General features: G+C 56.6%; 17 protein-coding genes. 7 read left to right on the forward strand and 10 right to left on the reverse strand.

The window, feature by feature from the left end; genetic code table 11:
* Positions 1-633 precede the first annotated feature (633 nt).
* Positions 634-2,085, reverse strand: coding sequence for a hypothetical protein (locus HZB29_12715; GenBank protein ID MBI5816460.1), 1,452 nt, complete (start codon positions 2,083-2,085; stop codon positions 634-636).
* Between the two features lie 201 nt (positions 2,086-2,286).
* Here HZB29_12715 and HZB29_12720 point away from each other — a divergent pair, with 201 nt between their 5' ends.
* Entirely contained in the window at positions 2,287-2,745 is a 459-nt protein-coding gene (locus HZB29_12720) for a DnaJ domain-containing protein (GenBank protein MBI5816461.1), read from the forward strand.
* 68 nt (positions 2,746-2,813) lie between these two features.
* Here the strand turns inward: HZB29_12720 and HZB29_12725 are convergent, their stop codons facing one another.
* Positions 2,814-2,999, reverse strand: coding sequence for a hypothetical protein (locus HZB29_12725; protein ID MBI5816462.1), 186 nt, complete (start codon positions 2,997-2,999; stop codon positions 2,814-2,816).
* 221 nt (positions 3,000-3,220) lie between these two features.
* Here HZB29_12725 and def point away from each other — a divergent pair, with 221 nt between their 5' ends.
* The 3 genes from def to HZB29_12740 are packed head-to-tail and all read left to right on the forward strand — an operon-like array spanning position 3,221 to position 6,837.
* Complete coding sequence (gene def, locus HZB29_12730; protein ID MBI5816463.1) at positions 3,221-3,763, forward strand: peptide deformylase; 543 nt, start codon at positions 3,221-3,223, stop codon at positions 3,761-3,763.
* 3 nt (positions 3,764-3,766) lie between these two features.
* Positions 3,767-4,729 carry a methionyl-tRNA formyltransferase gene (locus HZB29_12735; protein MBI5816464.1) on the forward strand — a complete coding sequence of 321 codons (963 nt, stop codon included), beginning with the start codon at positions 3,767-3,769 and terminating at the stop codon, positions 4,727-4,729.
* Between the two features lie 35 nt (positions 4,730-4,764).
* Entirely contained in the window at positions 4,765-6,837 is a 2,073-nt protein-coding gene (locus tag HZB29_12740; protein ID MBI5816465.1) for a PAS domain S-box protein, read from the forward strand.
* 149 nt (positions 6,838-6,986) lie between these two features.
* Here the strand turns inward: HZB29_12740 and HZB29_12745 are convergent, their stop codons facing one another.
* A complete protein-coding gene (locus HZB29_12745) occupies positions 6,987-7,496 on the reverse strand; it encodes a hypothetical protein (protein ID MBI5816466.1) in 510 nt (169 codons plus the stop codon).
* A 243-nt stretch (positions 7,497-7,739) separates the two neighbouring features.
* Here HZB29_12745 and HZB29_12750 point away from each other — a divergent pair, with 243 nt between their 5' ends.
* The 3 genes from HZB29_12750 (at position 7,740) to HZB29_12760 (ending at position 12,504) form a co-directional block, all read left to right on the forward strand.
* Positions 7,740-8,945, forward strand: coding sequence for an ATP citrate lyase (locus tag HZB29_12750; protein MBI5816467.1), 1,206 nt, complete (start codon positions 7,740-7,742; stop codon positions 8,943-8,945).
* A 4-nt stretch (positions 8,946-8,949) separates the two neighbouring features.
* Complete coding sequence (locus HZB29_12755) at positions 8,950-10,779, forward strand: ATP citrate lyase (GenBank protein MBI5816468.1); 1,830 nt, start codon at positions 8,950-8,952, stop codon at positions 10,777-10,779.
* Positions 10,780-11,148: 369 nt separating this feature from the next.
* Positions 11,149-12,504, forward strand: coding sequence for a Fic family protein (locus HZB29_12760; GenBank protein MBI5816469.1), 1,356 nt, complete (start codon positions 11,149-11,151; stop codon positions 12,502-12,504).
* A 336-nt stretch (positions 12,505-12,840) separates the two neighbouring features.
* Here HZB29_12760 and HZB29_12765 read toward each other — a convergent pair whose 3' ends face one another.
* The 7 genes from HZB29_12765 to HZB29_12795 all read right to left on the reverse strand — a co-directional run bounded on the left by HZB29_12765 (position 12,841) and on the right by HZB29_12795 (position 20,776).
* Positions 12,841-13,596 (reverse strand): PKD domain-containing protein, encoded by a 756-nt coding sequence (locus HZB29_12765; GenBank protein MBI5816470.1) that lies wholly within the window; start codon positions 13,594-13,596, stop codon positions 12,841-12,843.
* On the reverse strand, positions 13,593-15,290 hold the full coding sequence (locus tag HZB29_12770; GenBank protein MBI5816471.1) for a glycosyltransferase family 9 protein: 1,698 nt from the start codon (positions 15,288-15,290) through the stop codon (positions 13,593-13,595). The genes HZB29_12765 and HZB29_12770 overlap by 4 nt, the downstream gene beginning before the upstream one ends.
* Before the next feature lie 6 nt (positions 15,291-15,296).
* Positions 15,297-17,090 (reverse strand): glycosyltransferase, encoded by a 1,794-nt coding sequence (locus HZB29_12775; GenBank protein ID MBI5816472.1) that lies wholly within the window; start codon positions 17,088-17,090, stop codon positions 15,297-15,299.
* A 4-nt stretch (positions 17,091-17,094) separates the two neighbouring features.
* Positions 17,095-19,008, reverse strand: a complete 1,914-nt coding sequence (locus HZB29_12780) for a motility associated factor glycosyltransferase family protein (GenBank protein MBI5816473.1) — start codon at positions 19,006-19,008, stop codon at positions 17,095-17,097.
* The gene (locus HZB29_12785) at positions 19,005-20,012 is read right to left on the reverse strand and encodes a hypothetical protein (GenBank protein ID MBI5816474.1); all 1,008 of its coding nucleotides are present in this window, start codon (positions 20,010-20,012) and stop codon (positions 19,005-19,007) included. Before HZB29_12785 ends, HZB29_12780 begins: the two co-directional genes overlap by 4 nt.
* Positions 20,013-20,196: 184 nt before the next feature.
* Entirely contained in the window at positions 20,197-20,556 is a 360-nt protein-coding gene (locus HZB29_12790) for a type II toxin-antitoxin system PemK/MazF family toxin (protein MBI5816475.1), read from the reverse strand.
* Positions 20,540-20,776 carry a ribbon-helix-helix protein, CopG family gene (locus HZB29_12795; protein MBI5816476.1) on the reverse strand — a complete coding sequence of 79 codons (237 nt, stop codon included), beginning with the start codon at positions 20,774-20,776 and terminating at the stop codon, positions 20,540-20,542. Before HZB29_12795 ends, HZB29_12790 begins: the two co-directional genes overlap by 17 nt.
* Positions 20,777-20,996 lie beyond the last annotated feature (220 nt).

Below are 20,996 nucleotides of genomic sequence, written 5' to 3' on the forward strand. Positions count from 1 at the left end.
AGGCTAAAGCGGGCTCCATGGGGGGCACAAAACAGTCGTTGTCTGAGCGCAAAGAGGCCGTCAATCCGCAATTACGGGGTAAATGATGGATCAAAACCACGATGCTGGAATTATGCAAAGGTCTCCTTTACAAGGGGGAGTGGCCCAAAAGCTCCGAAGGAGCTGTTGGGCCGAGGGGGTAATTCTTTATGCGATGTTTCACGGCCAGGATTACCACCCCCGCCGCTACGCGACGACCCCTCCTTGTAAAGGAGGGGAAAAAGGAAACGCCGGACGGTATCGGCCCTGCCAAGAAATATTGTTGTGAATTTATGTATTAAGAGAGAGAAGCAAGAATTCTGCCGCGCGATTGTTTCATGTTATCATTCCCCTTTTTGTTTATGAAAACTTTACGGCGCTATTATTATCGCCACCCCTCGACAAGGCTTCGACAAGCTCAGCCTGACAAGGGTGACATAAATAACGTGGTTATTGTAGTTTTTTATCGCCTATGGGGCAATTGATTTTACCGCGCGGATCAGGAATCCGGGGCGACCTCGGAAACTCTAAAAAAGCGGCCAGGGGAAAGCAGGGAGGCCGTGGCCGCTCATGTTGCTTGCGTAGCGCCACAATCCCGGTGATTTTCCAGAATACTTATTCTTTGATGAGGCCGTTTTTCCGCAGGACTTCTATCAACGTTTTGGCCACCAGCGCGTGCCCCTTTTCGTTATAGTGCCCCATCTGCCGGTATGGGAAAAGCGACAGAGGGTCCCCTGTGGCCGTAAAAGCTGCGTCCATATCAATAAAACGGATGCCAAGCTCCGACGTCATCTTTTCAATGTCCTGTTTGTAATGCTCCGGCAGTTGGCGCAAAGGAGCGTCCACCACTATCGCCGGATCGGCGTACCTTCCCCAATGCGGCAGGTACACAAAATAGATTTCGCCACCCCACACGGCGGCCCTGCTTTTCGCCTTTTCAAGCGCCTTGCGAAACAACTGCATCTCTTCCCGGAACACATCGCGCTTTTCGCTTTTCCCGAACGCGAAATTCAAGCGCTGCCGCAAAAGCCCCAGCTTGACCACATCGGCGATTTTGTCCGATAACCTGCGTGGATTGGAAAAAAAAACGTTTATATCCTTTTGTTCCACATTCATCCGCTCGTTGAAATAGCCGCGCATCCTCTTGTCTATTTCGCCGGGCCGGTCCCAAAGCATCTGGCTGAAACCGTCATCCAGGTAATTTATCAGCAGCGTACGCCGCTCGTCGGCCAGGTTTTCAAGGTCGTTGTGCTCGAAATAAAACCACAACGTGGCCGCCGGGCGCAGCCTGGGCAGGTATTCGCCAAACGCCGCCAGTTCAAGCAATGGCCCGTTGCCGGCCATCCCGAGGTTTATGGTGGAAGGGGCTTCTCTTCTGATAAGCGCCACCGCCTCCGCCTCGCCTCCCACGCACACTCCCTGGGCGAAAGAATCACCGACCACCGCGATTCCGCCCGCAGCCGCGTTCCATACTTTGTCTGGATTGCGGAAACCATGCCTATCGCTTTTAAAAGTGATGTATTCTCCGCTCTCGTTGCACAATATCTGCGTGGCGCGGGCTATGGAACCTAACGGTATCGTTTCCCTGCCGTTGATTTTAAGGCTGCTTTCAACATAGCCCGATACCTTTTTCTGGAAAAGCAGGGCCGGCGTCACCAAGGAAAACGCCTCCTCCCCGCGCGAACGCATATCCTTGACCACTTCCAGCCGTGTCCTGGAGTCAAACGCCACCCCTGCTTCCATCGCGGCTTTTTGCCGGGCCTCGTTGCCGTCGGCGGGGGCCAAAATTGCCAGGTAAACCTCAGCGGAATAAACAATCACCCCGCTGACCGCCAACAGCAAAGTGAAGTTGGCCCTGGCTTCCGGCGAGGCCTTTAGCATTAATCCGAATATCAACGCCGCGCCAATGGGAAAAACAAGGTACGCCACGGCGCTCTCCGCGCTGAAAAGATACCTTTCGCTTTGATAAAGAATATAGGCGGTAAGGGTGGAAGAAACCGCGATCCCCGCCCACAGGAACCTCGCGGACCAGCGATCCAGCGCTCCTGATGTATCAGTTGGTTTCATTTTGCCAAAAGCGTCAATCCAAGGGGAATGAATTGAATTCCTGTAATCCCTTTATGTCAGTGAAGCCATATCAACGTCAATAGGGACGGCTGGCGCTTGATATTATTAGTTTGGACATTTGGAGTCAATCGGTTTTCCGGGGCTTTGCGCCGGTTGACTTTGCTTGCCGCGGTCTTTAGAGTTGATTCAAAAGGCGCGCACATGAGACAAAAGCAGTTCAAGGACTATTACGTCATCCTAAACCTCCCCCGTAATGCTTCCTCGGCGCAGATAAAACGGGCATACCGGGAACTGGCGCTCGTCCACCATCCCGACCACGCCGGCACAGGCGGGGCGGAAAAGTTCATTTTGATAAAAGAAGCCTACGACGTTTTTTCCAACAAGGACAAAAAGGAAGAATACGACCGGGAACTTGCGCTGCGTGACAGGAGGAAAACAGGAGTCTTGCCCGGCGGGCCTGCCCACCACGATCTTTCTTTCGTCAAGGAGCGGATCAAAAAGAGAGCGCCGTTAAACGATTTCACCCCTATGCCACCGCCGAAGGTGACCCTTGAGAAAAACCAGTGCCCTGCCTGCTCGGGCCACGGACTCCTGCGCGACAAATACGGCCTTTTGCGCAATTGCGGACTCTGCAAAGGGACGGGAAGGAAAAAGAAGTAGCGCGCAACAAGCCAAAGCTTGCGCCCTGCCTCCCGGCAAACCAGGGCTTTTGGTTTACAAAAAAAAGGTCAGGCGGTCTTAAGCAATTCCCCGGGCCGGGAGGCTACTTGGACCGTCTTGCAACGCGGGCATTCGTGTTCCGAATCCCTGCCGCACATCATGCACGACCAGCTGCCAAGGTAATACCGCATGATCCCGCCGCAATGTTTGCAACTCTTTTCCAGGCTTACTATCTCTGCCTTGACGATTTCCATTTTGCCGCCCTCCTTTCAATTTGGCGCTTATAACGGCCATCTTTGACCTTATATAAGCAAAGGCCGGGCCAAGTTCAGTCAAAGAATTGACATATTTAATGTTCGCCTTTTCAATACGATGTATATTAATCGCAGTTCAATCAGCAAATTGTTACCCTTGGGGCGACAATTTTTGCTGTCCTCACCGCAAAATATGCGGTCCGGCGGTATATACTGGATTAATGAACGTAAGAGCAAACACCCTCCAAGGCTCGGACGAGCTGGAGATACTTTGGTGGCCCGATGACACCCTGGGGGAAAAGTGCGAACCTGTGGGCGAGGTGACGGAGGAAATCCGCCAACTGGCGCGCAGTATGATATTCACAATGATCGCCGCGCCGGGGCTGGGCCTTGCCGCCCCGCAGGTGGGGGTGCTTAAAAGACTGGTTGTGGTGGACCCGGCGGCGGACGAGGAAAACTCCGGCGGCGAGCCTTTCGCCATGATAAACCCGGTGATCATTCAGTCATCCGGGGAGGTGATCGACGAGGAGGGGTGCCTTAGCATGCCCGGAATCTACGCGGACATAGCCCGTCCTGAGGAACTGACTGTTGAATACACCTCCGCCGAAGGGGGGATCGAGCGGCTCAACACCCGCGGTTTTATGGCCCGGTGCGTGGCGCACGAGATCGACCATTTGAACGGTGTCCTGTTCTGGGACCACCTGAACAAATTCAAGCGCGACTGGCTGAAACTGCGTTTTAAACGCAAGTCCGCCACCGTCTGACCGATGCCAGCCACGTTATCAGTGGTGTTCATGGGAACGCCCGATTTCTCCGTTCCAACCCTGGAGGCGCTCATCGGCCATCCGAAATTCCGGGTGGACGCCGTTGTCACCCAGCCGGACAGACCAAAGGGGCGGGGCAAGAAGCTGACCCCCTCACCGGTGAAGCAAATCGCCATCGGTCACGGCATCCCAGTGCTCCAGCCGGAAAAGACCAGGGAGCCAGAGAACGTTGCGCGTCTTTCGGAGATAAAGCCTGATTACATCGTCGTGGTGGCGTACGGCCAGATACTCCCGCTCTCGATACTGCAAATCCCCCGGTTGCTGCCGGTCAACCTGCACGCTTCGCTTTTGCCAAGATGGCGTGGGGCGGCGCCGATACACAGGGCGTTCCTCGCCGGGGACACCGTCACCGGAGTGTGCGTGATGATTATGGCGGAAGGGCTGGACACGGGGGATGTCCTTTCGCGGCGCAAAACGGAAATAACGGAGGAGGACACCGCCGGCAGGCTCCACGACAGGCTGGCCCGGACGGGAGCGGTCCTTATGGCGGAAACATTGGTGGAATACGCCGGAGGGGGGATCGTCCCGGAAAGGCAGGACGGCTCTTTGGCCACATACGCCGCCAAGCTCGGCCACGCCGATTTTATAATTGACTGGACCGGGCCGGCCGAATCTGTCAGCAGAAAGATTCGCGGCCTGTCGCCGTTTCCCGGCGCGATGACGTCGCTTGGCGGGAAAATCATCAAACCTTTGTTCGCCAAAGTGGCCGCGCGGGAAGGGACTTTGGGAGAGCCGGGCGCGGCGCTGGGCGTTTCGGGGGATGGCATATCGGTGGCCTGCGGCGCCGGATCCGTGGTCATCACGGAATTAAAACCGGAGGGCAAGCCCGCCATGGCGGCCCACGCGTTCACCCTCGGGCACAAGGTATGCGTTGGAGACAAATTTTCCCGGCCGGATGGTCTATAATTTCCTTTGGCTGGCATAAGCGGGGCACAAACTAAATGACGGTAAAGAAGCAAAAATCCTCCACCCTCAACAGGCCGGGAAGGTATGCGGTGCTGTCGGTGGCGCTGGTGGGGATAAGTTCGCTGGCGCTTGTCATCTACAGCAACATGACATGGGAGAGCCTCATCGCAAGGGAGATATCGCTCGTCTCCAGGATACAGGAGGTGGAATTCATGCTTGTGGAAGGCCACCTGTGGCTGGATGAGACCTCCACCGGCGTCCGCCATCCGCGCCAGGAAAAGCTGCGCAATGTCTTTGAAAAGACCGACGATGCCATCGGCGATTGCCTGAGAGTGTCCTCCGAAAGCTCCGATCCTTCGATCAGCGAAAAGCTGGTCATGGCCAGGTCCGTGATCAGGGAGCTGGCCCGGTTTACCCATGCCAACTGGGCCGACCTTGTTTCGGAGGACGGGCTGGAGGACATCCGCAACCGGTTCGACTCCATATACAACGTGGCGATGATCCAGCTTAAGGCCGCAAGGGACAGGGCCGAGACCCAGAAGATGAACGAGATCGCCCACGAGAAAAAGGTGCTGTACATCATAATCGCCACATGGGTGGCCACTGTGGGGACGGTGTTGGGCACCATTTCATTCCTGGCCCTCAAGAGGCGCCAGACGGAAAAACAGCTTTCGGACAACGAGCGCAGGTTCCGCAGGCTGGTGGAGAACTCCAAGGACATCATTTACCGGTACCGCCTGGCCGAACCGAGGGGATTCGAGTATGTCAGCCCGGCGCTGGCGATGGCCCTGGGGGAAAGCCCGGAAGAGTATTACAGGAACCCGGACCTTTGGATGGAAGCCGTCAACGCCGATCACAAGGACGTGATGGAAAACGTCATGAAGCTAAAGGAGGGGATAGAAGAGCCGGTCACCCTCAAATTCACCCGCAAGGACGGCAGGACGGTGTGGATGGAGCTGTCCAACTCGCCGGTGTACGGCAAGCGGGGGGACGTGGTGGCGGTGGAAGGGATCGCCCGCAATGTGACAAGCCGCAAGGAGGACGAGGAAGAGCTTATCCGGGCCAAGGAGCAGGCGGAAGAAGCGACGATTCTAAAGGATCAGTTCGTCTCGCTCGTCTCCCACGACCTGCGCGCCCCCCTTGGCGCCATGCTCGGGATGCTAAAGCTGCTCGAGCCGGGCGAAAAGGAAAAGGAGATAGTGCGGCGCGTGATAGCTTCCGGCGAGGGGCTTTTGAACATGATTGACCAGCTGCTCAACATAAGCAGACTCAAGACCGGCAAAATACGCCCCCGGAAAATGTTCGTGGACGCCCATGGGCTGGCCGAGTCCCAGATGGGCGCCCTTTCGTTCACCGCGGAGCGTAAGGGGGTGAAAATGGTCAACCGGATTCCCAAGGGAATACGGCTGTTCGCAGACTTCACCCTTTTGGGGGAGGTTGCGCAAAACCTGCTTTCAAACGCCATAAAGTTCTGCCGGCAAGGTGACACGGTGACGCTGTTCGTCCCCGAAGACCGCCCGTGCTCCATCGCGGTGAAGGACACCGGCGCGGGCATCCACCCAGCGATCCTCGGCGACCTTTTCAGGCATGAGGTAAAGACCACCACCCAGGGGACGGATGGGGAAAAGGGGACCGGGCTTGGCCTTCCATATTGCAAGGACATAATGGACGCCCACGGCGGTACGTTGGAGGTGGAATCCGGGCCGGGCAAGGGAACCGTGTTCTATATAGGCCTGCCCAAAACACGGGCTGTGGCAATTGTGGTGGAAGCGGACGAAGAACAGCGTGGGGCGCTCACAAGCCACATAAAGGAAATGGGGGCCGAAGCGATGGAGGCGGACAATGTGAAGGCCGCCCTGGTGCTTATGGCGGACAGGCCGCCAAACCTGATCCTGGCAGGCGCCACGCCGGAGGATCCGGACGGGATGACCCTGCTGCGCAAGGTCAAAAGCGATACATCGCTCGATCAGGTCCCGGTGATAGTGGTCACATCGTCCGGCGACGCGGACTTAAGGCAGGAGGCCTACGATCTTGGCGCCGTCCACGTAATCCAAAAGCCGGTCACCGCATCGGAATTCGCTCCCCGGGTCCGCAGATTCGTAAGTTAACGGGCTGTTGCCCAAAAGGGAAAACACACGAAACGAACGCTGTCCGGGGTGTTCTTCACCCCGGACTCTATGTTTATACGAGTGCTAACCTCTTGACTTTGGGACATCGGGGTGAAGAACACCCCGATGAACATCTGGGCAACAGGCCGTTAAGGACCGCCGGAAATACTGGTCTTTGCCCCCGCCTTGTCCGAGGCGGCGGACGCTTCGTTGAGGATGTCCATGTTCCGCTTTAAAAACCTCATGCCACGGACAACCGTGAGCCAATAGACCAGAAGCGCCCCCCAGCCTGAAAGGGTGTGGACTATCAGGGGCATCTTTTTCGCGTCGAAGGCCGCGCCGAGGACCGGGGTTGCCATCAGCAACGCTATCGCCCCCATGATCCACGGGAACAATATTTTCTTGAAGGTCCTGGTCTCGTAGTACAAGGCGTGGTCTATAAGGTTGCGCTTTGCGATGTCCTTTAACGCGGAGCCTGTGGCGATGAAATAGAACATGAGTATGGAAAGCCCCAGGATCGCCGCCAGCGGGGTGACCACACCGGCGACCATGTGGGATGAAATGGAAACAATGCCCATGCTCGCCATGTACCCTAGCGCCAGCGCGGCGGCCATCGCGGCGGCGCAAAGCAGGCCGAAGATGTTCAGGAATCCAGCCAACGTTCATACCTTTCTATAAAGTTACTTTTTTGACTTCACCATATTGCTATATTGGCCGGAAAGCAAGGGGGAGGATCCATAGCCGGGTGGGCGCCGCATGCACGCGCGCGTTGGAAAAAATCCGCCCCCATGATTGACTTTTTCCGCCCACCACGCTAGATTATGCCACTTGCGCTTTAAGGTTTTATCCATTACAACAAGTAGTTCGCCAAACAGTAATTTTAGATAGCAGGAGGGTGTCCCATGGCCAAAGTCTTGGAAGGGCCGGGCATGGAGCTTTTCAACAAGTGGGGTATCCGCACCCCGCGGCATGTTGTCATCTCCACAGCCGATCAGATCGACTCGCTGGTGCATTCGAACCAGTGGATGCGCGAAAGCAAAATGGTGGTCAAGGCCCACGAAGCGTTGGGCGGCAGGTTCAAACTTGGCCTTGTGAAGGTGGACCTGGACATAAACCAGGTGAAGTCCGCCGCAAAGGAGATGCTCGGCAGGGATGTGCAGGGGCTTGCGATATCGCAGGTGATCATTTCAGAGATGATCCCGCACAATGAGGAATACTACCTGGCCGTCAAATCTGTCCGCGAAGGGGCGGAGATACTGATGGCCAAGTTCGGCGGCGTGGAGGTTGAGGCCAATTGGGAGAAGGTGAAAAGGACGTTCGTGGAAGTGGGCGAAAAGCCCGGCCAGGAACAGCTTGAGAAGCTTGCCAAGGAGGCCGGTTTCACGGGCGAGCATGTGGAGAAGATGCGCAAGTTCGCCGAGCGTCTGTTCGAGTGCTACGACAACGAGGATGGCTCCTACATGGAGATCAACCCGCTGGCCATAAACCCGGCGGACGGCAAGCTTTGCGCGCTGGACGCGGTGATATTGCTCGACGGGGACGCGCGGTTCCGCCATCCGGACTGGAACTTCTCGTTCGCCTCTGAGTTCGGCCGCGCATACACGGACAACGAGCGGACGATAATGGAAATAGACAGCCGCATTAAAGGCTCGGTGAAACTTATCGAGATACCCGGCGGCGCGGTGGCGCTTCTGCCGGCCGGCGGCGGGGCGTCCGTCTTCTATTCGGACGCGGTGATCGCCATGGGGGGCACATTGGCCAATTACGCCGAATATTCCGGCGACCCCCCCGCGTGGGCGGTGGAGGCGTTGACCGACAAGGTGTGTTCCCTTCCGGGAATCAAGCACATCATCGTCGGGGGCGCCATAGCCAACTTCACCGACGTGAAGGCCACCTTCACCGGCATCATCGCCGGTTTCCGGAAGGCCAAAAACGACGGGAAACTCAAGGGAGTGAAAATATGGGTCCGCCGGGGCGGCCCCAACGAGGCCGTGGGGCTGGAATATATGAGAAAGCTTGCGGATGAAGGGTTCGACATCCATGTGTACGACCGCTACACTCCGCTGACCGACATCGCGAAGTACGCTTTGCAAGGGGAGGGCAAGTAAGACGATGAGCATCATCGCCGACGAGAATACAAGAGTTGTAGTCATGGGCGGGGTGGCCGGTGTGAACGCGGCCAAACGGATGGCGGAGTTCTGCTATTTGAGCCATCTGCCGTACAACGTCACCGCGTTCGTCTATCCGCCGGACGCCGGCAAGACGGCGGAGATCCCTTTTGGATCGCAGTTTTTGGCCGTGCCGATATACGCCAAGCTCAAGGAAGCCACGGACAACCATCCGGAGACCAACACCGCGCTTGTGTACATCGGGGCCAACAGGGCATACCAGGGCTCGCTGGAGGCGCTTGAAAACGAGAAAATCAATTTCGTCTCAATGATCACGGAGGGCGTTCCGGAAAAAGACGCCAAACTGCTGATAAAACATGCAAAGCGGCTGGGTAAAGTGCTAAACGGCCCGTCTTCCATCGGTGTGCTTTCCGCCGGCAAGTGCCGGCTGGGAGTCATCGGCGGGGAATACAACAACCTGAAACTTTCCAAGCTTTACAGGCCGGGTTCGTTCGGCGTCATTACCAAGTCGGGCGGGCTTTCCAACGAAATAATGTGGCTTGTCAGCCAGTTCGCCGACGGCGTCACCACAACCATCGGGGTGGGGGGCGACGCCTATCCGGTGACTGACTTTGTGACGTACCTGGACCTGTTCGAAAAAGACCCGGACACGAAGGCCGTGGTGATCGTTGGTGAGATGGGGGGCAACCTGGAGGAGGCCGCCGCGGTGTGGTATGAGGCCAAGCCGCGCAGGATAAAGCTTATCGGCATCGCCTCGGGCTTCTGCCAGGAGCATCTGCCCAAGGGGATGAAGTTCGGCCACGCGGGCGCCAAGGAAGGGATGCACGGCGAAGGAAGCGCCCGGGCCAAGTCCGAGCGGTTGAAGAAAGCGGGCGCCATCGTCCCGCCCACCTTCGGCGACCTGGGGCCTACGATCCGCAAGGTTTACGAGGACTTGAAAGCGACCGGCCAGATAAAGGCGGTCAAGGACATACCGGCGGCTGAATTGCCGGAACTGCCGCGCAAAGTGGAGGAGGTCATCTCCGCAGGCGACGTGGTGGTGCAGCCACTGTTCAAGACGACGATATCCGACGACCGGGGGGACGAACCGCTGTACTGCGGTTATCCAGCCTCCGACCTTATCGAAAAGGGTTACGACATCACGCATATCATCGGGCTTTTGTGGAACAAAAAACTTGTTTCCGACAAGGAGGCCGAGGTCATCAAGCGCATCCTGATGCTGGCGGCGGACCACGGTCCGTGCGTTTCCGGCGCTTTCGCAACGATCTTGGCGGCATGCGCCGGGATCGGGCTCTCCCAGTCTGTGGCGGCGGGGCTTATCATGATCGGCCCCAGGTTTGGCGGCGCCGTGACGGACGCGGCGAAGTATTTCCGCTTCGGGCTTCGCAACTATCCGAACGACATCCCCGGCTTCCTGGCGCACATGAAAAAGGAAGTTGGCCCGGTGCCGGGCATCGGCCACCGCGTCAAGTCGCTCAAGAATCCGGACAAGCGTGTCGAAGTGCTAAAAAAGACTGTGCGAGACCTTGCTCTTCGCACTCCGACGCTCGATTACGCGCTGGCAGTGGAGGCTATCACCACCACGAAGAAGGACAATCTGATCCTCAACGTGGACGGGTGCATGGCCTGCGTGCTGGTGGACCTCGGGTTTCCGGAAGAGTCGCTAAACGGCTTCTTCATCCTGGCGCGCACCATCGGCATGATCGGGCATTGGACCGACCAGAAACGCGAGGGTGGCAAGCTTATCAGGTTGTACAACTACCTGGTCAACTTCGCAGTCCCACGCCGCAAGGAAGTGCCGGACAGGAAGTAGACTCCGGATCAGGCCAAAGTTTATCCAGGCCCCTCCCAATCCGGGAGGGGCTTTTTATTTTCAACGAATCAATAATATCTCAATTTGAGACAAGTTGAGATATTATTGAGATATACATGTCTTGGGGTTACAAGGCCAATAACAAACTAAATCCAAATACAAATTACCCATATCTCATATTGACACTCGTTGAGATATATTTGAGATGTTCTCTAATATATTGATCTGGTTTTAATTACTCGTAGATTTGAAAGCAATTACCACTATATCGCAATATATAAATTATTGAGATATACCTCCCCATATGATATTGTATATTTATCTCAATAAACTGCGAATTGAGATACGCACACTCGTTGGAGATTAATTATGAAATTGCCTCTTACCCCTCCCTCCTTTGAATTGCTATTTAATGACGCCATGGAGCAAGGCGCCGATCATATGATGAGAATCCTTCAATATTCCAAGATGACAGACTTGTATGGCAAGTATCGCCACTGGGACACTTTGCGGCACCTTCCGCCTCCGGAAGGTTTTTCTCTCAACGGCTGGTGGCTTGGAATGAAATGGACCAGAAAAACCCGCTACAAAACCTTGCCGCTTGCCGATAAAAACAATGTTCCTTTTGTGATTGCCGATCCCGATATGATCCTGCGAGACCTTCACTTGATCGATCAACGCGCCGCAGGGAACCTCGCCGGCGACGGTGAAATTATAAATGACGAGTTTCAAAGTGTGTTTCTCGTAAAATCCCTTGTCAACGAAGCGATAAACTCCAGCCAGTTGGAAGGAGCGGCCACCACCCGCAAGATCGCCAAGGAAATGCTAAGCCATGGCCGCGCTCCCAGAGACAAATCCGAACAAATGATTTTCAACAACTACAAGGCCATGCAATTTATCCGTGAGCGGAAAGGGGACGCGCTGACACCCGATTTGATTTTCACGTTGCATCGCATGTTGACTGAAAAAACTCTGGACAATCCGGAAGACGCGGGACGATTAAGGAAAGATTCCGACAAAATAGTCGTTTCAGACGGAAGAGACGGCGAGTTGCTCCATAATCCACCCGCAGCCCATGAACTTCCCGGAAGAATAGACCGCTTATGTAATTTTGCAAACATGGATTCAATCGAATATTTTATCCATCCGCTCGTCAAGGCGATAATTCTTCATTTCACGATAGGCTATGACCATCCTTTTGTTGACGGCAATGGTCGCCTGGCAAGGGCTATCTTCTATTGGTATGTCATTTCAAAGGGTTACTGGCTAATGGAGTATATTTCAATTTCGCGCATTATAAAAATGGCCCCGGCCAAATACGCCAGAGCGTTCCTGTATTCGGAAACCGATGACAACGACCTGACATATTTCGCTGTCCATCAATTGAACGTTATCAAGAAGGCGATCAGATTATTGAACGAATATATTGCCCGGCAAAGGAAAGAAATATCAGGCGCGGAAGACTTGCTAAAGACAAATCCCCAATTGGCGGGAAGGTTGAACTACAGGCAGCTTTCCATAATAAGGCACGCCCTCAGACACCCGGGTTATGTTTATGACATACGGGAACATCAACGCTATCAGGGAGTATCTTACAATTCCGCCCGCACTGACCTTCATGATCTGGCGGATAAATTCAATATTTTCAAGAAGGTGAAAATCGGGAAAACATACAGGTTCCGCGCGCCGATGGATATTAAAGAAAATCTCTCAAAAGCAGGGTGAGCCTGCGGTGGATCGCCAAATAATACATGTTTGAATTTTCCCGCCGTTTGACAAATCGGAAGACTGGTCCTATTTTAAACTTAGGGGGACAGGATTGACGGCCCGAATACCGGCGTTCAAGCCAAGAGGTCTTGATGAGGCGAGCCGGTGAGGAGAATACAGAGGAACAAAAGCCGAGAATCCCTCCCCTGTTTTAGAGGCGTCTGGACGGGTATCATGGTCCGGCCCCGGTTGGGGCGCCTGAATTTGGGCAAAACGAGCATTGATAAAATTAACGTCCAGACGCCTCGCTTTTCTTTTTTAGTAAGTTATCCCGCAAAACATCGGCGCCGGCCGTCACGCCGCCGTTACCGTTATATAAGCTTCGTCAAAGTCTGTTCCGTCATCCACCACAAGCCGCACCGTGTATGTTCCGGCCACGTCAGTATATAAATACGGGAATTTCTCATGGATATTGGTAAGGCGCGCCGCCGTGCTGGTGGAAGGAGCGCTCACCAGGTACCATGAATATGTGATGTCGTCGCCGTCCGCGTCGTAGCTTAAGGACCCGTCAAGGACTGCGGTCTCCGTTATCACCGCCGTGGCCGTAGTGGCGAGTATCACCACCGGAGGATGGTTCACTCCGCCGGAGCCCACGCCGCTTACCTGCGCGCTTTGTATCTGGCTGGCGCTGGCCGAGGCATTGGTCACCTGCAATGACACCTGGTAATATCCCCCCTTGTCCACCGTGAAAGAAGTGATTGCCGAAGTTGCGCTGGCCAGCGCGGCCACGCTCCCCGTGGGGGCCACAAGGGTCCATGCGTAGGTGAGCGTGGAGCCCTGCGGATCATAGCTGTACGATCCGTCAACGGTTACCGGCGATCCAAGCTCCACCGATTCGGCGGACACGGCAAAAACGGCCACAGGAGTTTTGCTCGCCACGGGTGGGTTGAGCGTTTCATTCACCTTGCTGGTTATCGCGTTGTCCACACCGCATCCCGCCAGCGCAGCCAGGCCCAGGGTCCACAATAGCCCCCACAACCTCGGCTTTTTCAAATCCACCATCTCCTTCATCGGAATCCTCCGCATGTGACTATCATATATGACTTTCATGCCATAAAGCCTCCCCGAAGCTTTTCATCGGCCAATTTGACCGCGGCCTTGAATGTTTTCGCCGTTTTTTCCAGCCATAAGGCCGCCTTTACCGCCTGCGAGGCGAGGTTTTCAGGATCGTCCCCTTCGAAATTTTCCACTCGCCGCCTGTAGACCATAGCCAATGGGGACACCTGAACGTGCGTGGCGGCAAGGGTGGCTATCCGCCCGTCCAGCCGCTCGATAAGGTCTGCCGCCGCCTTCAACGCCCCCCCGCCGGACGCATTTTTCATCGAACGGGCCGCCTCCGAGGTCTCTTTGGCCAGCGTTGAGAGCTCGTCGGCCCCCTCCATCGCCCTGCCGGTCCACGCCGCCATATCTTCCGCCGGAGGCGCGGTGAACCTTTCCGCCAGGCGGTCAATCTCCCCGCCGAACATCTCCGGAAAAAACCGGATTTCACCGGGCGTCTCCCATTTGTCCAACGCCATGGCAAAAAGGGGGCGATAAAGGTAAGCAAAAATATCTTCTTTGCCAAGCGGGGGGAGCCGGAGAGGGACGAACTCGATCCCGCCGTCGCCGTGGAAACCACTTTTGTACAGGTGAACATGCTTAAAGAGGCCTGGGCCGGCCAATGGCGCCGGGTCCTTTTTCAAAATGCTTTCAGACGCCGCGATGACGTCTTGCGGGGTGATCCGGGACAGGCACGAATAATGGTCGCAAACGGTCTGGTGGGTGCATGGGGCGCACGAAATGTCCGCCTGGAGCACCAGCGCATCGGCGCAATACGGCCCGGTCTCCTCGCACCTTGCGTGGACAAAGAAAAGGGCGACGATCGGCGTCCCCAGCGCGGCGGCGATGTGCATGGTGCCGGTGTCGTTGGTCACCAGCAGATCAAGATTCTTGACCCACCCCGCCAGGCCCGCCAGATCGGTCTTGCCGATTATGTTCACCGCCGGGGCCGTCATGGCCGCCTCCACCTGATCCCCCAGCTTTTTCTCGGAAGCCGCGCCGAAAAGGATGATTTTCGCCCCCATGCTCTTCGCCAGGTGGTCCCCCACCATGGCGAAACTTTGCGGGCTCCACCGCCTGTCCTCCCTGCTGGCTCCGGCCTGCAGCCCCACCACCATATCGTCCGGCCCGATCCCCATCTGTTCCATGTTCCTGCGCGCCGCCTGCCGCGCCGAATCATCCAGTTTCAAGTCCAGCCTGGTGTGGGGCGAGGGGGCGACTCCTGCCCCGCGCATGTACATGTCCACCAGGTTGAACCGGTTATATTTGCGGTACCCGAGGAACGAGGTGAAATAGACGAGCCAAGGATCGCGGATCAGCCGCTCCCCCCGTGGAGTGGAAAGGAAACCACGGACATCCGGCGCGCTGATGAGGAGCGAAAGCACGGCGGAAAGTTTCGAGTGGCTCAAGTTTATGATCCTGTCGAACCTGCGCTGGTTTAACTCCACGCAAAGCCGGTCCAGATAGCCATAGACCTCCAGCACGTCCGCTTCCTCTTTGCCCCCCATGCTTCCGAACCTGGCCACATCGAAGGTGACGATTTCGTCTATCCCCTCCACAAACTTCAATATCCCGGCAAACTTCGCGTTGGCCAGCATGGTTATCCTGCTGTCCGGCTCCGCCTGCCTAAGCCCCCGTACAAGGGGGGTGGTCTGGATAAGGTCCCCCATGCGCGTGAGGTTGAGGATGAGTATGTTCGCTCCCATCGTCCCCTACCCTTGCGAGAGTATCTGGTCGATCATCACAAATATCGCCTCCGGCCTTGATAGCGGCCCGTCACCTTTGGCTATGCTGTCCATCACGTTTGTTAGCGACAGGTTCCCCTGCCCCCTGAATTTTTCCAGGAATCCGGCCAACTGCGCGTCCTGAGTCCTTGCCAGGAGCGAGTCCACGTCGTTGATCCCCTTGCGGCGGGCGCGCGCTTCCATGATGCGCCCCTCCTCCCTTGGGATCACCACGCTCATCATGGACGCCATCCGGTTGACGAACGTATGTTCAAAGTTCACCCGCCGCATCCCCGCCTCGGCGATCTTCCTTCTTTCGTCCGGCCGGGCCAGATAGTGGGCGATTTTTTCCCTTAGCTCTTCCTCCGAATCGAACGTGGCCAATTCTTCGCCGATGACGAACATTTCCGGCAGTTCGTCCCGCATGTCCACAAGCTGGAATGAGCCGCACGCGGCAATCTCGAAAGTGCGCGGATTGACGAAGTCCCTTAGCGGATCTATCCCGGTGTGGGTGGTGGAGGAATGGAGGTTCAAGTTTATGTCCGAGGCCAGGAATATCTTTGCGTATTCCTCCGGGGAAAGGCGCCTGTTTGCGTTTTTCACCCTTTGGCCCAGCGGCGTATGAAGGTCCCATTCAGTACCCCACAGCGCAAGAGGGGTGTCCAGAAGCCCGTTAAAGAAGCTTTTACGGTTCGGATATCCCGCCCCCATGAACGACAGGGGGGAGCCGTATTTTTTAACGTCCTCGGCGGAAAGCCGGGCCGGATGATGGACGGAAACGTCCGCCGCCTGCGGCAGGTACGCCGCGTACGGCGCGCCGGCCTTCACAAGCTTGTCGAGAAACTCCCCTTTCTGCATTGCGAAAAAGTAGTCGTAATGCGGGGCAACGGCGCTCCAGTACGGTATCGCCCTGTGGTTTTCCACGAACCAGAAGACAACGGGGATTTTCAGCCCCTCGCGAAGCCTGTCGAGCAACTGCGGGGCGAGGGGCGCCTGCGCCATCACCACTATCACATCCGGCTTGAAATGCTCGGCCCGGGCGGCGATGCGCTCCCCCAGGTAATTGTTGAAAAGAGTCTTGAGCACAGCCTGATGGTGAGCGTCCGGAGTCACTTCCGCTATGGAGCCAAGCTCGGCGGAATGGACCGTGTTGTCCACAAAGTCCACGGTGAACCCAAGTTCGCGCAATGCCCGGGCGGCGGACACAGCGGTGGGAACCGATCCTCCATAGACCGGCCCGGCCACCAGAACCCGCAACCGCAAACGGCAAGCGGCCTGGCGCGCGTAAAACTGCTCGAAAAGGATGTCCCTCTCGCGCCTGTGGAGGCGCGCCGAAGGCTCGTGATCGAGCCATATGGTCTTATTGTAATCAAGCCCCCCGGCGATGGACGCAAAATCCTCCGGAGAGACCAGCGTGATTTTTTCCAGAAGCCCGGCAAGGTTCCTCGCGGCCAGCGCGGCCATCAGCATGGCTGGATCAGGCTCGATGACCGTGACATTGGCGGCCATGTGAACCGCCGGGTCAAGGTGGTAACCGAATCCAAAACCGAACACCACAAGGTCCGCCCCATCCACGACATGGTTTACCTCGGCGAACTTAAGGCCTTCCTCCTCCGGATGATAGGAACTGTGCATCCACGCGCCGCCGGATTTGGGGACGGGCTGGCCCGATTTGCTTGTTTCCACGGTGAAAGCGGCCTTCGCCCCGGCTTTTTGGATACATTCCGCGCAGGAGGCGTTTTTAGCGGACAGGGCTTTCAGGTTTTTTTCAAGCAAGTTCATCTTTTCATATCTCCACCGCCGGACTGTCCGGAGCCCTTCGCCAAAAGCCTGCGCCAGAGGCCCGCATATTTCTGGTCAGGTTCACCGCCCGGTCCGCCGCTTTCTCGAATTTCGCCGCCGTCTCGTATATTTCGGAGAAAAGGACGCGGTACGATTCCATGCTTATCGTGTTCCGGTCGGCGTCGGCCAGCCCGTCCGCCTTGCGCTGTATCGCCTCCACCTTGTCCATTATCATGTCCATGCTCCAGCGGTTGATCTCGGCGAACTTCTGTTTGGTCAGGATTTCCCGGGCGCGCTCTTTCACGTCGTCAAACCTGCTGGCGGCCTGTTGGTCTCCCTTGCTTCCGGAGGCAAGGGATTTTAGCGAGTCTTTCAGCGAATTCAATCCCCTGCCGCATGCGTTTTTTATGAAACGCGCCTCCTCCCGCGCCTCCGTGAACGCGCTGTCCATCGTTCCCCATTCCGGATTTTCAACCGGCGGGCATACGTGTTCAAGCCTCACGGCGGCGTCCGTCATTTTGCCCATCCATCGCTCCATCACCTCCCGCAGGCTGACAGGCTGCGCGCCCTTGATGGCCGCGCCCCCCTCGGTGGCGTTTAGCGCCGTGCAGTCCGAGGCTGAGATAATCAGCTCGAACCATTTGCGCCACGCGTCCATTTTGATATTGGAGAATGTCTTTTCTCCGAAGATATTGACAGCCTCGGTGGAACCGGCCTTCAACGCCGGAATGGACTCGAATAATGACCGCCCCACCGGCGCGGTGAGCATGGACTGCATGGAACCGGCGGCGTGGGTTGCGCGTTTTGAATAGCAAAGGTCCTGCCCGGTGAATACCACCGGATCGCACCCCATTTTCACCGCCAGGTCGAAAGCGGAAGTGGCCACAGACCCGCCTGTTCGCACGATGCCGCGCTCCCCTATCACCGTTTCCATCCACTGGAACATCGGATGGGAGTAGCTTGTGAACACCATCGGCCCGCGATGTTCTTCCACTATCATGGGATGGACCACGGGATTGAGCACGAAAAGAGCGCCGGGCAGGCTGACACCGGCCAGATGAAAATAGTTTTCCGGCTGCGAGTCTAGCGCCACGACCACGTCCGGAGTCACCCCCGCCTCCAGAAGGGGCCGCACGGCGGTGTCCACCGCTATCACGATTGCGCGGCCATGCGCCGAGGAGAGCAGCCACGAGTTCTTGTCCAGCGACGGCCCGGCGGAAACTATCACCGCAGGGACGCCGCGAAATTTTCCGAACAACGAAGAGACCGGCGGCGAGCAGAGCACCGCGGGAAGGTTGGTTACGATATTGTCCATCCACTGGCCGCCAAGGGCGGCTAATGTGGACAGGTTCTGCTCCCCCATCTTTTTAAGTTGGGCGATCCTTTCTCCCACCTCCGCGAAATACCCGGGATAAAGCCCCACGGTCCACGGATTTTCTACGACCGGAAAGTCCGGCAGGGTGAAAACGTCGAATTCCTTTTCAGCCCGGATTATTATGGCGGCGTGGGGCTTCTCCCCCACCGCCAGGGAAACGCGGCCCATTTCGAAGACCTTCGTGAAATCCTCCTCACTTATCACCGCGGCGAACAGGTCCAGGTCAGGCTCCACGAGCAGCACAAAGGTCTGTTCGTTGGTCCTCTGGACGATCTCGGAAAAAAGCCTCCCGGAGCCAAAACCCAGCGCCACCGCCATGCGCGCCCCTGCAAGCCTGTAGGCCATTTTGTCCAGGGCGGGAGAGGCAAGGTCGGGCAGGTTGATTACCCCTTCGCCGTCCGCCGTCTTTACGGTCAAGGCGCAACGGCGTCTGGTAGATTCCCTTTTCACCCTGGACGAAGCGGGAAGATTCTCCAGCGCGTCGGCCAGGTTCGGATCGTTTTTCCTGATGGCGGCCAGATTGTTGCTGAATATGCTGCTCATGCCTCGGCGCCTTTCAGCTTTGCCGCGCGCTCCAAAACCGTGTTCCAGCTTGAAGTGAACTTGCCCATGGGAAACGCCTGCACAGCGGTCTCCCTCCCGGCCCTGCCCAGCTTTATGGCCAGAGGCAAGTCCCCCATCAGCGCGCGGATGTCTTCTTTTAATGTTCCGATGTCCCCGGAGATATAGCCGTTCACCCCGTCTTCCACCGGGCTTTGCGGATGGGCGCATGCCACCACCGGCGCCCCGGCGGCCATGGCTTCGAGCATGGCCATGTTATGACCGTCCTCGTATGGATGTATCGTCGCGTGGAAATATACCCTGTGGGAGGCGTACATACCCAAAAGCTCATCGTAGTTTCGCGCAGGCGCCGAGCCGGGGATGGAGGGGTTGTTCCCCGCTATGGAATACTCAAACTCTTCCACGGCCTTCATCCGCAAATCATGTCCGAGCATCACGCCGCGCTCTTTAATAAGGTTTCCCACAAGCAGGACCTTTAATATATTACCAGTGTATGGGGAGCGCAATGTAACATCCACCCCCGGGCCGATCACCTCGCCGTCCATCCCCCAGTCTTCCTTCTTGGAGACGGAGACGAACACCTTGATATCGGCCCGCTCGATAAGCGGCTTAACTCCGCCAAGGTAATCACCGCTGGCGACAGTGTCTCCCCCCAGCGCAAGTTCCGTTGAAAGCCTGTTGTGAAACACCAGGACGACGGGCACATCAAACGCCGCCACCGCCGCCACGTCCGCCGGATTGTGGCATACGACGGCTGAATAAGCCTTGCGTTCCAGCTTTTCAACGGCGGTCTGCATGCCGATTATCGCGCAGTTGGAGGGGACCGGGCGGCAACGCAAATCCCATTTGCGAAGCCCGGCGCGGGACACGGATGGCTCTGCAACGTCAAAACTTTGGCCTGTCCGGGCAAGGTTGTATATGAAAGGCTCATGCCAGTTGAAGGTGAGTATCGAAAGCCCCTGTTTCATGCCGCTCCAAATCTCCATAAATGGCCGAAGGCGGCCCCAAGCGTCAACATTTTGACGTGTGCGCGGAGTCTTCCCGCAAATGATAATTTAAAAGCAACGTTTGTGCCTGAATGCGCAAAACAAAAACAACCAGGCTTTTCAGAGCGATAAGCATCAATAACTGGCGGGATGTAAAATCGCGGGGAGCGTGGCGGCCTTCAAATCATTCCTGCTCCACCCCCATCACTTCGTTCATGGCTCTGTCCACTTTGGCCATCATAGTCCCGTCAAGCGTGGCAAGCGGATGCCCGCCAAGCCGCCTGTTATCTATCGCCCTCCCCTGGTCTATCAGCAAATCGGAATCCTGGCGCAATTTGCCCATGGCTTCCACTCTTAACCGGAGAGGTTCGGCGGACTCGATGACATTTGTGGTGAGCGGGATTACAATTGTGGACGGATGCCCCGCGTCCAGCAACGCCTGGTTTTGGATGATCAGCACAGGACGCGTCTTGCCCGGCTCCGTTCCGAAACGGGGGCTTAAATTGGCCAGCCTTATTTCCCCGCGCCTAAAAGGGACCGTCATCCTCGAATCCGGCGAATTCGGCGTTAACGGCCATGCTTTCACCGCGGACCTTATGCGAAGCCCTGGTAAGGCGGTCCTTTCGCTTGCGGGCGGCGATCTCCTTGTTCAGGTTCTCCACGGCCTTGCGGATATATTCCGCCCGGCTGAGCCTAAGTTCCCTGGCGCGCGCGTCCGCCTGCTTTAAAAGATCGTCCGGCAGCCTGACTGAAAGTGTGCTCACACTGGCAATCCATGTTACGCTACATTATTGAATACAATTATAACTACATATCTGTAGTCCGTCAACCTTGATTGCATTCCCTGTAGAGAGCACATAAACTGTCCGGGTCTGTAGCACATAAACTGTCCGGTTCTATGGTGTATCCAGGAGGAAACGCCATGAAGCGGACAGAGTGGTTACAGGAGACTCGGAAGATGAGGTTTTTAGAGGCGTTAACGGA

Source organism: Nitrospinota bacterium (assembly GCA_016235255.1).
GTDB lineage: Bacteria > Nitrospinota_A > UBA7883 > UBA7883 > JACRLM01 > JACRLM01.